A 14,794-nucleotide genomic window follows, 5' to 3' on the forward strand; every position below is an offset into this window, starting at 1 on the left:
AAGGCCGTTTAACAGCATCTTTCAACCACTATTCGCATCCAGTGCGGTGCACAGTTTAAAATGACTGTCACCAATTCGCTATCAATATTGAAAAAAATGACGGTATCGATTCTTTTAGCTTCAACCTCACCCTTTCGCCAGGCGTTATTAACCAAGCTTGGCATTCCTTTTATTACGGCTTCGCCTGATGTTGATGAATCTCCACTGGCGGGAGAAACTGCCGACGCATTAGTAACCCGCCTGGCAATAGCAAAAGCGAAAGCACTGGCTGAACGTTATCCTGAATACTGGATTATAGGATCAGATCAGGTTTGCGTGTTGGCGGGAACCATTACAGGCAAACCCCATACGGTTGAAAATGCGCAAGCGCAGTTACGTGCAGCCAGCGGCAACAGCATTACTTTTTACACCGGCCTGGCGCTTTATCAGCCGAGCAGCCAACGCTTATTACACTGCTGTGAGCCATTCGTGGTGCATTTTCGCCCTTTAAGTGACGACGAAATAGCAGCCTATATAGAGAAAGAACAACCACTGAATTGTGCCGGCAGTTTTAAAAGCGAGGGATTAGGGATCTGCTTGTTTGATCGCTTAGAGGGACGCGATCCGAATGCGCTGATTGGCTTGCCGCTGATTGCTCTCAGCGGCATGTTACGTGATGTCGGCATTAATCCTTTACAGCAGGTGTTGCCGATGTAATCAGCCTTTCTGCTGACGCAGTTTTATCAGGCACCGCTTTAAGCCTTCATCCAGCGGTGCTTCCATCCGCATCACTTCTCCCGTATTCGGATGGGTAAAAGTCAGCGCCGCGGCATGCAAGAAGAGTCGGTTTAACCCCGTGGCCGCTAATTGCTGATCAAACACGCGCTCACCATAGCGATCGTCAAATGCGATGGGATGACCGGCATGTAAAGTATGCACGCGAATCTGATGGGTTCGGCCAGTGACCGGGCTGGCTTTAACCAGCGTGGCAAATTCGAAACGTTCTTCAACTTTAAAACGTGTTTCAGAGGGTTTACCTTCGCTGCTTACCCGCACGACACGTTCACCGCTCTGCAGAATATTTTTCAGTAACGGAGCCTGAACCACTTTAAGGTGCGATGGCCAGTTTCCGCGCACCAGCGCCAGATAATCTTTCTGCATGCCTTTTTCACGTAACTGCTCATGTAACGAGCGAAGCGCCGAACGCTTCTTCGCCACCAGCAAAATGCCCGACGTATCACGATCGAGGCGATGCACTAACTCCAAAAAACGCGCTTCTGGTCGTAACGCCCGTAAGCCTTCAATGACGCCGAACGTTAATCCGCTGCCGCCGTGTACCGCTGTACCAGAAGGTTTGTTCATTACCAGCAAATGGTCATCTTCATATAAAATGGCATCCGCCAGCGACGCGACTTTCGCCAGCTTAGGTGACACAGCTTCTTCGTCACGTTCCGCTACGCGAACGGGGGGAATACGCACCTCATCACCGACTTCTAATTTATATTCAGGCTTAATGCGTTTTTTATTCACCCGCACTTCGCCCTTACGCACGATGCGATAAATCATGCTTTTTGGCACACCCTTTAACTGCGTGCGCAAAAAGTTATCAATACGCTGTCCGGCATTCTCAGCCGTGATGGCGACAAGTTGTACGCCAGGATTCTCTGTTTTCATGGCGGCGATTCTAAATAGTGTCCCCTGATAGCGCCACCCCTTTTTCTGTGCTTAACTCTTTGCGTATTGCTGCCCTTGAGCGAACTAAACGCTGGCTTTTTCAGCAAAGCGGTCATTCGCCCGGCATATTAGCGAGTTAAGTGTAAAGAAACTTAATGAGGCGGGAAAAGTCGCCTTGCTATATGAAGGTTAGCAATGGAATAATGCTTAAGTTTCTTACCTGAAGGGTTTCAGGGCAGAAAAAGAGCGAAATTAGTCATTTTGCCGGATTGAGCAGACACGCAGCAATGGCGTAAGACGTAATGCGAAATCAGGCACTTAGCGGGCTGCGGGTTGCGGCCTGGACAACAGTATGGGATGCACAGGTTTTTTCGATTTCTCTCTGGCATTTCCACTATCGGGTGCTGTTTTTCCTTATGAAAAACAGGCCGCCGACGTTATTTGCGCCCCTCGCGCGGTCGACAGCCGTGAGGTAGACGACATTGCACTAAGTCACGGGGCCATCGGTTGATACTCGTCCAGGGTAACTATGCCCGCAGCTTTAATCACTCATGAAAGAATAACGAGTAAGTCACGATGAAAAGAATGTTAATCAACGCAACTCAGCAGGAGGAGTTGCGCGTTGCCCTGGTTGATGGTCAACGTCTGTACGATCTGGATATCGAAAGCCCCGGACACGAACAGAAAAAAGCCAACATATACAAAGGTAAAATCACTCGCATTGAACCCAGTCTTGAAGCTGCGTTTGTTGACTACGGCGCAGAGCGTCACGGTTTCCTCCCTCTGAAAGAGATTTCCCGCGAATACTTCCCTGCCAGTTACAATGCTCATGGTCGTCCAAACATCAAAGACGTTTTGCGCGAAGGTCAGGAAGTTATTGTTCAGATCGATAAAGAAGAGCGTGGCAACAAAGGCGCTGCACTGACCACCTTTATCTCTCTGGCGGGTAGTTATCTGGTTCTGATGCCTAACAATCCCCGTGCCGGTGGCATTTCACGCCGCATCGAGGGTGATGATCGTACCGAATTGAAAGAGGCGCTGTCAGCACTCGAACTGCCAGAAGGCATGGGACTGATTGTACGCACCGCAGGCGTGGGTAAATCTGCTGAATCACTCCAGTGGGACCTCAGTTTCCGTCTTAAACACTGGGAAGCAATCAAAAAAGCCGCCGAAAGTCGCCCGGCTCCGTTCCTGATCCATCAGGAAAGTAACGTCATTGTGCGTGCTTTCCGTGATTACCTGCGTCAGGACATTGGCGAAATCCTGATCGATAATCCAAATGTTCTGGAACTGGCACGTCAGCACATCGCTGCGCTGGGCCGGCCAGACTTTAGCAGCAAAATCAAACTCTATACCGGTGAAATTCCGTTATTCAGCCATTATCAAATCGAATCGCAAATTGAGTCCGCTTTCCAGCGTGAAGTGCGTCTGCCTTCTGGCGGTTCGATTGTCATCGACAGCACCGAAGCATTAACCGCTATCGACATCAACTCCGCACGCGCAACGCGCGGTGGTGACATTGAAGAAACCGCGTTTAACACCAACCTTGAAGCTGCGGATGAAATTGCGCGCCAGTTACGCCTGCGCGACCTTGGTGGCCTGATCGTTATCGACTTCATTGATATGACGCCAGTCCGCCATCAGCGTGCCGTTGAAAATCGCCTGCGCGAAGCGGTGCGTCAGGATCGTGCACGCATCCAGATTAGCCATATTTCACGCTTCGGTCTGCTGGAGATGTCGCGTCAGCGTCTCAGCCCATCACTGGGTGAATCCAGCCATCACGTCTGCCCGCGCTGTAGCGGTACTGGCACCATCCGTGATAACGAATCGCTGTCGCTCTCTATTCTGCGTCTGATTGAAGAAGAAGCGTTAAAAGATAACACGAAAGAAGTTCACGCCATTGTGCCGGTCCAGGTTGCGTCTTACCTGCTGAACGAAAAACGTGAAGCGGTTAATGCCATTGAGAAACGCCAGGGTGGCGTTCGTGCGGTCATCGTACCTGACGATCGCATGGAAACCCCGCACTACTCCGTGCTGCGCGTACGCAAAGGCGAAGAGACACAAACCCTGAGCTACCATCTGCCGAAGCTGCATGAAGCGGAAATGGCGATGCCTTCAGAAGAAGAGCACGCCGAGCGTCGTCGTCCTGAACAGCCTGCACTGGCGGCGTTTGTGATGCCAGATGCGCCACCCGCGCCTACTGAAGTGGCCCCTGACGCACCGAAAGCAGAAACCAAACCCGCTGCTAAAACTGCCGCGCAAACAGCTCCCGCCGCAGCCGCTAACACCGGTTTCCTGGGTCGCCTGTTGGGTGGTCTGAAGAAACTGTTTGCCGGTGAAGAAACACCTGCAACTGCACCTGTTGTTGCCGAACCTGAGCCGCAAAAAGCCAGCGAGGAAGAAGGCAGCCAGCAGCGTGGCGATCGTCGCAACAACCGTCGTAACAATAATCGTCGCGAGCGTACACCGCGTAACGGTGACAATGCGCAAGCGCGTGATAACCGTGAATCACGCGAAAATCGCGAACCACGTGAAGCCCGCGAGCCGCGTGAAAACAATGACAACCGCCGTAATAAGCGTCAGTCAGCACCAAACGAGGCGCGTGAAGATCGTAACGTACTGAGCGACGAAGCGCGTCAACAGCGTGATGAACAGCAGCAGCAGCGTCGTGAACAGCGCGCTGAACGCCAGCGTCGTCGTCAGGAAGAGAAACGCGCCCAGCAGGAAGCCGCTAAGGCGGCGGAAACGGCTGTTGTTGAAACGACAGAAGCACCGGAGGCTCAGGAAGAGGAGCGCATTCAGGTGATGCCACGCCGTAAACAGCGTCAGCTCAGCCAGAAAGTGCGCATTGTGGATAGCAGCGAGCAGCCGCTGGTTCAGGCCGACGTTGAGGCTGAGCAGGAAGAGATGCGTCAGGTTCAGCCTGTGGCAGAAGCGCCGCAAGCTGAAGAGCTGCAGGACGACGCTGAAGGCCGTGACAGCACCAATATGCCGCGCCGCTCGCGTCGTTCACCACGTCATCTGCGCGTGAGTGGTCAGCGCCGTCGCCGCTATCGTGATGAACGCTATCCAACGCAGTCAGCCATGCCACTCGCGGCAGCCGCTGCCTCGCCAGAAATGGCTTCCGGCAAGGTATGGGTTCGTTATCCGGTCACTCAGACCAATGATGAAGTTATCACTCAGGATGCGGTGAACGAAGCGCCAGACTACAGCCGTCAGGAAACCGCGGCCGCTATCGCATTACCGGCTGCGGCGGCTGTTGACGCCACAGTGTCACAAGATGCACCGGTACAGCAGGCTGAGCCACAGGCTGACACCCCGGTTACCCTTGTTAATACGGATGACACAACGGCTATCGAAGCGCCTGTTAATGAAGAGCCTTCCGTTATTCCAGCCGCGCAGGAAGCGGTCGCCGAAGCCATTGCTGAGCAGGCACAACCTGCAACGCCGGTGGTTGAAGAGCCCGTCGCTGAACACGTGCCCGAAACTGCACCCGTAGCGGCTCAGCAACCGGCTGAAACGGCTGCGCCAGTCAGTGATCAGCCAACTGAAGTTGCTGTAAACTCTGCAACTGACGTCAGCCCGGAAACAGAAGCGCAAGTTGAAGAAGTGTTGAATGCACCGGTTGCAGCAGCGACTGAAGTCACGCCGGTTAGCGAACCTCATGCGCCGGTTGCGGCACGCGACATCGCGCCACAGGCTGTGCCAAATGACGGAACGCGCTGGAAGCATTTTGCTTCCGCCCCGATGACCAAAGCGCCTGCGCCTGCATGGCAGGCGGAGCCGGTTCGTCACAGTGACTGGGTCCGTGCGCCGTTCCGGTTCGAAGGAAAAGGTTCAGCGGGCGGTCACAGCGCAACGCATCAGGCAACGGCACCGGCGACTAAGCCTTAATCGTTTTCATGATGCAAACTCAACCCCGGTTTCTGACCGGGGTTTTTTATTGCCCTCTTTCAGCTTTACAAACAGCAGGCAAAAAAATCCCACTCTCTTGTCACAAGCGAGTGGGAAACTGAAGCGCGCCCGGTTTAAGCGCGCTCAAATAACAAAATTTATGCGTTTAACTGGAACAGCGACATTTGCGACATGTCGCTGAACGCTGTGTAGGAAGCCTGAAGGGCTGCCTGTTTCATAGTGTAATCAGAAATCGACGCAGTGTAATCGACATCCACCAGGTTGCTCATCTGTGATTTTAAAATCACGTCACGGCTGTCCCCTTGCGCATCCAGAGTATCGAGTTCAGACATCTGGACACCGATTTCAGAGCGCACGCTTAGCACATTGTTCAGGGCATTATTTAAGCCACGGTTGGTTTTATCCATCGTATCCTGAAAATCCTGGCGCGTTGCGTCATCAGCATCCGTCTGGGGCGTTCTCAGCGCAGCGATTGCCGTGTCCAGCATAGTGAACACGTTGGTTTCGCTGGCGCTGCCATCCGGCTCAGGCCTGGCATTACTGGTGATCGACATAAAAATATCGCTGCCCGTGTGGCCCACAGTCATGGTGCGGCTGGCGTCTACTTTTTGCGTGATCGCATCATTGCCACCGGCATAGGTGACAGCGGAGCTGCCGCCATCAACAAACGGGGCGCTGTCTGTTTTATAACCGGCAAAAATATAGCGACCATTACCGTCCTGGCTGTTTGCCTGATTAAGTAACTGCGCGCGAATACCTTCAAGTTCTGTTGCGTATGACTCACGGTCATCATCACTTAAGGTTCCCGTTGAGGCCGCAACAATTTTCTCTTGCGCTGACTGTATGCTCAGCGTGACGCCGCCCAGAATATTATCTTCCATCGACAGGTTTTGGTTAGCAAACGTGCGCGCCAGTGCGTACTGGCTGCTTTGCGCCTGCGTCTGCGACAGCACCACCGCGCGCGAGGCGGCAATGGGATCGTCAGAAGGATTGCTAACGCGGCGACCACTGGTCAGCTCAGCGCCGGATTTCAGCCAGGAGGATTGTGATTCCGTAATCCCACGCACCTGCTGGGAGAAAATCATGTTTGTACTGATACGCATTCTTTTTTTACCTCTAGCGGATGCTCATCAAAGAATCAAAAATGGCGCTGGCGGTTTGCAGAATTTGCGCATTAGCCATGTAATATTGCTGATATTTCGTCAGGTTAGCGTACTCTTCATCGAGGTTAACGCCAGAAACAGATTGCTGACGATCGCTTAACTGATTCACTACGTTTTCCTGGGTCGTGCTGGCCGTTTCCAGCGAGCTGGTTTTATTGCCTACGGTGCTGACAATCGAAGCATAAGCCTGGGACAAGGTTGCATTACCGTTAACCAGGTTAGCGTCCTGCAAATCCAACAGCTTTTGCGCATTGCGGTTATCACTTTCGCCGCCGATGTCACCTGCCGCAGCAATTTGTGATTCATCCGTAATGGCAACCGACATGCCAGCAATGGCGTTCTGTACCGGTTTCACCAAAAAGCTGTCTTTCGCCGATGGCGTCCCATTTACGGTGAGCTCCAGGCCATCAAAGCTCAGCGTGGTGTTGCCGCCAGAGGTAACCGGCGTCAGGTTAATCGTGACCTTGTCAGAGGCGCGGGTCGCGGTCCAGTTAGTGCCGTCATAGCTCACCGTGTAATTCGACGCCTTCAGCGCACTGGTGTCTGTCCATTGTGCGGTCACGGTAGCGTTAGAGTTGTTTTTTGTGTTGCTCAGCACGACCGGGCTGCCGATAGCGAAGAAATCGCTGCCCTGATCGCCGTTGCTGTCGTAGCCCTGTTTATGTACGTCGTTAAAGCTGGTGGTAAATGCCGCCGCCAGTTGACCTAACTGGTTCTGCGCCAGATCCAGGTCTTCGCTACGGAAAGCGAGTAATCCGCCCAGTGAGCCTTTAGTAAGCAATTTTTCCGGAATTTCAACGTTGCCTGCCGTGTTGTCAACGTAACCCACTGTAACGCGCGAAGGATCGCTGCTGGCGTTCATGGCAACCAGCTCGGTTGATTTATTGCCATTTACCAGCGACATCCCATTGGCCATTGAGACAACATAACTGCCGTCCTGTTGAGTAACGGTAACGCCAACTACGCTGTTCAGGCTGTTAACCAGTTGATCGCGCTGATCGAGTAAGTTATTCGGTGCAGCACCAGTACCGGTCGTCAGCTTGCCGATTTGTTTATTGAGATCGGCAATTTGACTGGTATAGGTATTGATCTGATCAATGCTCGACGTGATATCGGTGTTAATGCTGGTCTGCATATTCGTCAGGTATTGCGCCGTGGTCTGAAACTGATTGACCAGACCTTGTGCATTGCTCAGCATTGACTGACGCGCCGCCGGATCGTCCGCATTACTCACGATATTTTGCAGGTTGGTAAAGAAGCCTTGCAACGCATCTGACAGGCTGGCGTTGGAAGTTGACAGAATATCGTCAATATTCGAGATCTGGCTGTATTGGGTGCTGACTGCACTGTAATTCGCGCTGGATCCACGTAACTGCGCAGTGATGAACTCATCATATTCGCGCTGCACGCCCGACACATTGACGCCGTTACCGTAGTAACTGTTGCCCTGGAGTGTGCTGTTGGCCTGAGACAGAATCGTTGTCTGGCGCGAATAGCCTGCCACCGTATAGTTGGTGATGTTGTTACTGGTGGTGTTCAACGCAGCCTGCGCTGCACTGAGCCCGCTCATCGCGGAGTTAATTATGCTGGACATCTCGGTTCCTTACATTTCCCGTTAACCGGGGTGGCAGACATCAATGTGGGTGCCAACGTGCGAAAACGCCCCTGGCGTATGATGTTATTATCGGCTTAATTACACGAAACTTGAGGCTGAAATATCAGAACAGATCGGTTAAATCCTGACTGTAAGCTTTTACAACCTTTTCACCCATGTTCTTGAATTGCTGAATCATTCCTACCAGTTTTTGCGCATATTTCGGATCGGTTGCATAGCCTGCCGCCTGTAATGCCTGTGCACCCTGCTCTGCACTTTGCGCGTTAGCAACGGCGGCATAGCGAGGGTTATTGGTGAGGAGTTTGACGTAGTCGGTTATCGCCTCGAAATAGGAGTTATAAACGCGGAAACTGGCCCTTACTTTTTTCGCTTCACCCTGCTCATACTCTGTGGTCATGATGTCAGTGGTTTCGCCTTTCCAGTTACCGCTGGCTTTGATACCAAAAACGTTGTAGCTCGGTTTGCCGTCGCGGGTCAGGATCTGACGTTGTCCCCAGCCTGATTCCAGCGCAGCCTGCGCCAGAATAAGATGATGTGGAATGCCACTCTCCTGGCTGGCTGCTTTCGCTGGCTGCGCCAGTTGAGCAATAAACTCACTGCTGTCGCTGGGCAGATTTGATGGCGAGACGGGCAAGCGCGGTACGGCTTTGCGAACCATTTGCTCCAGCTGCATCGGCGCAACCGTGCTCATAATGAAGCTGTTATCCAGCTTCATCGGCACCGTGCCTGCCCGCTCGTCGGGCGCTTTGGCGGGCTGCATCTGTTTTACAATGGTCTCAGCCAAGCCGAGGCCACGTTTACCTATTTCTTGCCCAATCTGCTGATCGTAAAGCGAGGTATAAAGCCGCGTCTGGTCATTACTCAGCAAACCATCCTGCGGCGATGCTTCACGCATGCTTTTCAACATCATTTGTACGAACATGCCTTCTACCTGTCGCGCTACCTGCAAGGCCTTGCCTTTTGGGTCACTACTCGCCTGGCGTTTCAGTTCGTTCAGTGAGCGGCTGTCGTAAGCCGCATTCATCAGCGATTGGGTATCCATTAGATAATTTCCAGTTTGGCGCGCAGGCAGCCCGCACTTTGCATCGATTGCAAAATTGACATCAGCTCGATAGGCGACGCACCCAGCGCATTCAGCGCCCGCACCACGTTGTTCAGATTGGCGCTGGCATTCACCCGCTGCAGCGCACCGCCGCTCTGACGCAGATCGATCTGCGTTTGAGGGGCAACCACTGTCTGACCACCGGCGAAAGGCGTATCAGGCTGACTGACGTTGTTTTGCTGATTGACGGTCACCGACAAGTTTCCTTGCGCCACGGCACAGGTATTCAGCGTGACTTCGCGGTTCATCACCACCGAACCGGTACGTGAGTTGATGATGACTTTGGCATCCTCCACCGGTATCGACACGTCAATATTTTGAATTTCCGCCAGCAAACGCACCTGCGCTCCGTTATTCGGAGAGACCCGAACCTGAACGGTGCGGGCATCCAGCGGTTGTGCCGCGCCGTACCCTCCGCGTGCGTTGATCGCATCAGCAATCCGCTGCGCCATTGAGAAATCTTCGGTATTCAGTTGCAGGTTAAGGGTATTTTGCGAACCGAAATTGCTTTGCAGTTCACGCTCTACCGTTGCGCCGCCGGTGATGCGGCCACCGTTCAACTGGTTAACCTGCACGCTACTGCCGCCCGCCGAAGCCCCTGCACCACCGACCAGAATGTTACCCTGCGCCAGCGCATAAACCTGGTTGTCTACCCCTTTCAGTGGCGTCATCAGCAGCGTACCGCCGCGCAGACTTTTCGCATTACCCAGCGAAGAGACCACTACATCTAATGTTTGTCCCTGACGCGCGAACGACGGCAGCTTGGCGGTTACCATCACCGCGGCCACGTTCTTTAACTGCATGTTGGTGCCGGTCGGGACGGTAATGCCTAACTGCGACAGCATATTGTTCACTGTTTGCGTGGTGAACGGAGTCTGAGTTGTCTGGTCGCCGGTGCCATCCAGGCCAACAACCAAACCGTAACCAAGCAACTGGTTATCACGTACGCCCTGTACTGTGGTCAGATCGCGAATACGATCGGCCTGGGCCATCAGGCTTACGCCCAACAGCAAACACAGACCCATACGCAATAACGTTAACTTTTTCATCGAAACCTCTTACATCGGCGACACGTTCATGAAGAAACGCTGGAACCAACCCATGGTCTGCGCTTCATTGATATACCCATTTCCGACGTACTCAATACGTGCGTCGGCCACCGCCGTCGATAACACAGAGTTGCTGGCGCTGATGGTGCGCGGATTGACCACGCCCGAGAAGCGAATGAACTCCGTGCCCTGATTAATGGCGATCTGTTTTTCACCAACAACGTGCAGGTTGCCGTTTGACAACACCTGATCCACGGTGACGGTGATGGTGCCGGTAAAGGTATTATTGGCAGATGCGCCACCTTTGCCTGCGAAATCATTATTTCCTTCTGCGCCAATATTGGCTTTTTCACCACTTGCGCCGACCAACCCAGTCAAGGCTGTAGGTATGCTGGTCAGGCCGAAACTGCTGCTGCTGTCACGGCTGGCATTGGCAGAAGAACTTTTGCTGGCACTGACGTTTTCTTGCAGCGTGATCGTCAGGGTATCGCCAATGTTACGTGGACGGCGGTCCTCAAACAGCGGCTGGTAGCCGTAGTTGAGCGGTGCGACGCCCTGAAAAATGGAGCCGTTCACCACGGGCGGTGCAGACGGCAGCGGCTGAGCCGTGGTCGCCCCTTCCACCAGCGGCGTGCGCGGCACTAATGCACAACCGTTAAGAGTCAGCAGCAGTGTTGCTACTAACCAATGACCAGGCTTGAGAATCTGTTGCTTCGCCACGGAGTCACGACCTTATAAATGTCTATTCTTCAGGCCAGCCAGAGCTGGCCGTTATCACCAGCATTAAATCTGGGTTAATTTCTGCAGCATTTGATCCGAAGTGCTGATCGCTTTGCTGTTGATCTCATACGCACGCTGCGTCTGGATCATTGTGACCAGCTCTTCAGCCACGTTAACGTTCGACGTTTCCACATATCCCTGATAGAGCAAACCTGCGCCATTCTGGCCTGGCGTGCTGTCAGTGGGTGCGCCTGATGCCTGCGTCTCCTGATAGAGATTCTCACCGATGCTGTCGAGACCTGAATCGTTGATGAAGGTGCTCAGAGTAAGCTGCCCCACCTGCTGCGCCTGGGTTTGCCCCTGCTGCGTCACGCTCACCACCCCATCACGCGACACGGTAATGCTTAAGGCATTGGCCGGAATGGTGATGCCTGGCTGTACCGGAAAGCCGGAGTTCGTCACTAACTGACCATTCTGATCAACCTGGAAAGCGCCGTCACGGGTATACGCGGCGGTGCCGTCTGGCAGCTGGATCTGAAAATAACCCTGGCCGTTGATCGCAATATCTTTTGAGTTATCGGTCTGTGACAGGTTGCCCTGGGTATGCAAACGTTCGGTCGTCACCGGACGCACACCCGTACCAATCTGCAAGCCTGACGGCAGCGTCGTCTGTTCAGACGACTGCGTACCTGGCTGGCGCATGGTTTGGTACATCAAATCTTCGAACACCGCACGCGATCGCTTAAAGCCGTTAGTGCTGACGTTTGCCAGGTTGTTGGCAATAACGTCCATGTTCATTTGCTGTGCATCGAGACCGGTTTTGGCGATCCATAAAGAACGAATCATATTTTATCCTCGCGCCTTAGCTGCTCATGTTCAGCAGCTGATTGGCCTTTGTTCGTTTTCATCGACGTTTGTGATCACTTTCATTTGCATCTCAAAACGTCGGGCGTTGGCGATCATGTCGACCATGGTTTCGACTGGTTTAACGTTGCTGCCTTCCAGCACGCCAGGCATTACCTGCATGGTCGCATCAGCCTGCAATGTCGCCCCGCGCGTCGCCTGCGCCGCTTGCGTTGGCCGGAACATGCCGTCATCACTGCGCTGCATCTCCTGGCCTGTGGCTTTTACCAGCTTGAGACGTCCAAGCTGCACCGTGGCATTCGGCGCGTCACCCGCATTCAATGCGGTGATTGAGCCGTCAGCTGCGATGGTGATTTCAGCACCCTGAGGAATCGCAATTGGCCCGCCATCGCCCATCACGGGATTGCCCTGAATGGTCAAGGTGCCGTCCGGGCTAATCTGCATATTACCGTTGCGGGTATAGGCTTCACTGCCATCCGCCGTACGTACGGCCAGCCAGCCATCTTGCTGAACCGCCACATCCAATGGACGCTCGGTGTAATCCATCGCCCCTTGACTCATGTCGGCACCCGGTGTTGAAGCGGTGACCAACGTACGGGTCGGTAATGACCAACCATTGACGGGCACCGCGCGCAGCGCGTTCAACTGAGCACGAAAGCCCGGCGTTGAGGCGTTGGCGAGGTTGCTGGCGGTGACGGCTTGCTGATCCAGTGTCTGGCTGGCCGCCCCCATCGCCGTATATATCGCATGATCCATAAAGCAATCCCGTTAGCGGATTAACGTAAGTTAACCAGGGTGTTAAGAATCTGGTCCTGAGTTTTGATGGTCTGGGCATTCGCCTGATAGTTGCGCTGCGCCACGATCATGTTTACCAGTTCCTTGCTCATATCCACGTTGGATGCTTCCAGCGCGCCTGAGGTCAGTGAACCGTAAGTTCCGGTGTTAGCCAGACCAATCGCTGCCTGACCTGAAGAGTTGGTGGCAGACCAGACGTTATCCCCTTCTGACTGCAAGCCTTCCGGGTTAGAGAAGCTCGCCAGCACGATCTGGCCCAGTAGCTGGGTACGCTGGTTGGAATAGGTACCGGTAATGGTGCCATCATCGTTAATCGCGTAGCTGGTCAGGTCACCTGGCGCATAGCCGTCTTGCGTCGGGTTGCCAAAGGTGGTGGAGCCGGTATTTTGCTGCGCACTGCCCAGCATGCTTAACGTGATGTTCTGATTCGCAGCGGCGCCATTGCTGCCGTTGATCTGCAGTGTCACGGTAGACGCTGTACCGCCATTAATGCCGGTAAGCTGACCATTGGCATCAAATGCGAGCGTGAAGGTGCCCGCATCGCTTGCGGGTGAGGTGCTGGAGTCCAGCGCATGCACCGTCCACTGGTTATCAGCCGTTTTGATGTAGTACATGTCTAGCGCATGATCGTTACCCTGCGAGTCATATACCGTCATGGTGCTTTTGGAGTTATAGCTGTCCACATCGCTGGCCGAGAACGGCGTCACGCTTGGCGTTTCGTCCGTTGAGTTCAGGTTGGCAACCTGGCTCGCAGTGGTGGTAGCACGCGCTGACATCTGATCTGTCGGAATGCTGATCGCAACCGGGTTAGCACCGGTCTGGATAGTCGGTGGCACGCCGCTGGCGGGATAACCGGTAACAGTCAGGCCCTGGGTATTCACCAGGTTGCGGTTTTCGTCCAGCGTAAACTGGCCGTTACGTGAGTAATACACCGCGCCGCTGGTATCAGTCATACGGAAGAAACCGTTACCGCTCAGCGCCACATCCAGGCCACGGCTGGTGGTGGTGGTAGTGCCATCGTTAAAGTTTTGGATCACCGCAGCCACTTTGGTACCGAGGCCCACGTTAGAACCGGCAAACATATCGGCAAAGGCGATGGTGCTTGACTTAAAGCCCGCAGTTGCGGAGTTCGCAATGTTGTTGCCGATAACATCAAGGTTGCTTGAGGCAGCACCAAGGCCGCTGACTGCTTGGGAAAATGACATATTTATTTCTCCTGGTTACAGGTTAATCAGAGAATCTGACGTATTTCGTCAAGAGTGGCGGAGCCCATGGTGCCGAGATCCAGTTTTGCGTTGCCGTCTGCTGAACTACTTACGCCATTTACCAGGGCGTAGTTAAGCGGTTGTGCAACCAGTTGGGTGCTGCCATTGCTGGCGGCAATTGAAACCGAGTATTTGCCATCTGGCGCAACAGAGCCGTCGGGTAATTTGCCATCCCACGAGAAGGTATGAACCCCCGCGCTGAGTGCACCCAGATCAACCGTGCTGATCACATTCCCGCCTGAATCTTTGATGGTGGCGGTAGTGGCGGTAGACGCCGTGGTCAACGAAACGCCAAATGGCGTGGTCGTGCCGCTGCCTACTAACACCTGCGAGCCGTCAATCATTACGCCATGACCAATCAGCGTTGAACTTTGCAGCGACTGACTGGTACTGATCTGGCCGGAAATAGAGCCCAGCGTCGTGTTGAGTTTCTCAATGCCACTCAGGGTATTGATCTGCGCCAACTGCGTGGTGAGCTGGCTGTTATCCATTGGATTGGTTGGATCCTGGTTCTGCAACTGCGTTACCAGCATGGTCAAAAACTGGTTCTGCAAATCTTCTGCACTGTTACCGGTGCCTGTGCTGCTGGATGAGCTCAGGACGCTGGGGTCCAGCCGCTCATTAACGCCTACCGCGATACCCATAAAACTCTC

11 protein-coding genes and 1 pseudogene are annotated in these 14,794 nt (G+C 53.8%); 2 read left to right on the top strand and 10 right to left on the bottom strand.

The genetic code is table 11. The features are described from left to right. Positions 1 to 96: 96 nt before the first annotated feature. Positions 97 to 696 carry a Maf family protein gene (locus O3W44_RS05820; RefSeq protein ID WP_269294371.1) on the top strand — a complete coding sequence of 200 codons (600 nt, stop codon included), beginning with the start codon at positions 97 to 99 and terminating at the stop codon, positions 694 to 696. Here the strand turns inward: O3W44_RS05820 and rluC are convergent, their stop codons facing one another. Further along, a complete protein-coding gene (rluC, locus tag O3W44_RS05825) occupies positions 697 to 1,653 on the bottom strand; it encodes a 23S rRNA pseudouridine(955/2504/2580) synthase RluC (protein ID WP_269292334.1) in 957 nt (318 codons plus the stop codon). It lies immediately after the preceding gene. A 576-nt stretch (positions 1,654 to 2,229) separates the two neighbouring features. Here rluC and rne point away from each other — a divergent pair. Beyond that, positions 2,230 to 5,547, top strand: a complete 3,318-nt coding sequence (gene rne / locus O3W44_RS05830; RefSeq protein ID WP_269292335.1) for a ribonuclease E — start codon at positions 2,230 to 2,232, stop codon at positions 5,545 to 5,547. 158 nt (positions 5,548 to 5,705) lie between these two features. Here the strand turns inward: rne and flgL are convergent, their stop codons facing one another. From flgL to flgD, 9 genes and pseudogenes are all read right to left on the bottom strand, one after another. Beyond that, on the bottom strand, positions 5,706 to 6,671 hold the full coding sequence (gene flgL / locus O3W44_RS05835; protein ID WP_269292336.1) for a flagellar hook-associated protein FlgL: 966 nt from the start codon (positions 6,669 to 6,671) through the stop codon (positions 5,706 to 5,708). 13 nt (positions 6,672 to 6,684) lie between these two features. Beyond that, entirely contained in the window at positions 6,685 to 8,325 is a 1,641-nt protein-coding gene (gene flgK / locus O3W44_RS05840; RefSeq protein WP_269292338.1) for a flagellar hook-associated protein FlgK, read from the bottom strand. A gap of 124 nt (positions 8,326 to 8,449) precedes the next feature. Next, positions 8,450 to 9,388 (bottom strand): flagellar assembly peptidoglycan hydrolase FlgJ, encoded by a 939-nt coding sequence (gene flgJ / locus O3W44_RS05845; RefSeq protein WP_269292339.1) that lies wholly within the window; start codon positions 9,386 to 9,388, stop codon positions 8,450 to 8,452. After that, complete coding sequence (locus tag O3W44_RS05850; RefSeq protein WP_269292340.1) at positions 9,388 to 10,497, bottom strand: flagellar basal body P-ring protein FlgI; 1,110 nt, start codon at positions 10,495 to 10,497, stop codon at positions 9,388 to 9,390. Before O3W44_RS05850 ends, flgJ begins: the two co-directional genes overlap by 1 nt. Positions 10,498 to 10,506: 9 nt before the next feature. Then, positions 10,507 to 11,217: a flagellar basal body L-ring protein FlgH gene (locus tag O3W44_RS05855; protein ID WP_269292341.1), complete on the bottom strand. Its 711-nt coding sequence runs from the start codon at positions 11,215 to 11,217 to the stop codon at positions 10,507 to 10,509. 63 nt (positions 11,218 to 11,280) lie between these two features. Beyond that, a complete protein-coding gene (gene flgG / locus O3W44_RS05860; protein WP_269292342.1) occupies positions 11,281 to 12,063 on the bottom strand; it encodes a flagellar basal-body rod protein FlgG in 783 nt (260 codons plus the stop codon). Between the two features lie 16 nt (positions 12,064 to 12,079). Continuing rightward, positions 12,080 to 12,837: pseudogene (locus O3W44_RS05865) on the bottom strand (flagellar basal body rod protein FlgF). Positions 12,838 to 12,857: 20 nt separating this feature from the next. After that, positions 12,858 to 14,081, bottom strand: coding sequence for a flagellar hook protein FlgE (gene flgE / locus O3W44_RS05870; RefSeq protein ID WP_269292343.1), 1,224 nt, complete (start codon positions 14,079 to 14,081; stop codon positions 12,858 to 12,860). Between the two features lie 26 nt (positions 14,082 to 14,107). After that, positions 14,108 to 14,785 carry a flagellar hook assembly protein FlgD gene (gene flgD, locus O3W44_RS05875; protein WP_269292344.1) on the bottom strand — a complete coding sequence of 226 codons (678 nt, stop codon included), beginning with the start codon at positions 14,783 to 14,785 and terminating at the stop codon, positions 14,108 to 14,110. Between the last annotated feature and the right edge of the window lie 9 nt (positions 14,786 to 14,794).

Origin of the sequence: Pantoea sp. LMR881, from assembly GCF_027157825.1 — a bacterium.
In the GTDB taxonomy this organism is placed as follows: Bacteria; Pseudomonadota; Gammaproteobacteria; order Enterobacterales; family Enterobacteriaceae; genus Pantoea; species Pantoea haifensis.

Bases quoted from the DNA above. Each gene is read 5' to 3' on its own strand.
- flgL (WP_269292336.1), bottom strand. From the start codon at position 6,671: ATGCGTATCAGTACAAACATGATTTTCTCCCAGCAGGTGCGTGGGATT.
- rne (WP_269292335.1), top strand. From the start codon at position 2,230: ATGAAAAGAATGTTAATCAACGCAACTCAGCAGGAGGAGTTGCGCGTT.
- flgD (WP_269292344.1), bottom strand. From the start codon at position 14,785: ATGGGTATCGCGGTAGGCGTTAATGAGCGGCTGGACCCCAGCGTCCTG.
- rluC (WP_269292334.1), bottom strand. From the start codon at position 1,653: ATGAAAACAGAGAATCCTGGCGTACAACTTGTCGCCATCACGGCTGAG.
- O3W44_RS05850 (WP_269292340.1), bottom strand. From the start codon at position 10,497: ATGAAAAAGTTAACGTTATTGCGTATGGGTCTGTGTTTGCTGTTGGGC.
- flgJ (WP_269292339.1), bottom strand. From the start codon at position 9,388: ATGGATACCCAATCGCTGATGAATGCGGCTTACGACAGCCGCTCACTG.
- flgK (WP_269292338.1), bottom strand. From the start codon at position 8,325: ATGTCCAGCATAATTAACTCCGCGATGAGCGGGCTCAGTGCAGCGCAG.
- flgG (WP_269292342.1), bottom strand. From the start codon at position 12,063: ATGATTCGTTCTTTATGGATCGCCAAAACCGGTCTCGATGCACAGCAA.
- O3W44_RS05820 (WP_269294371.1), top strand. From the start codon at position 97: ATGACGGTATCGATTCTTTTAGCTTCAACCTCACCCTTTCGCCAGGCG.
- flgE (WP_269292343.1), bottom strand. From the start codon at position 14,081: ATGTCATTTTCCCAAGCAGTCAGCGGCCTTGGTGCTGCCTCAAGCAAC.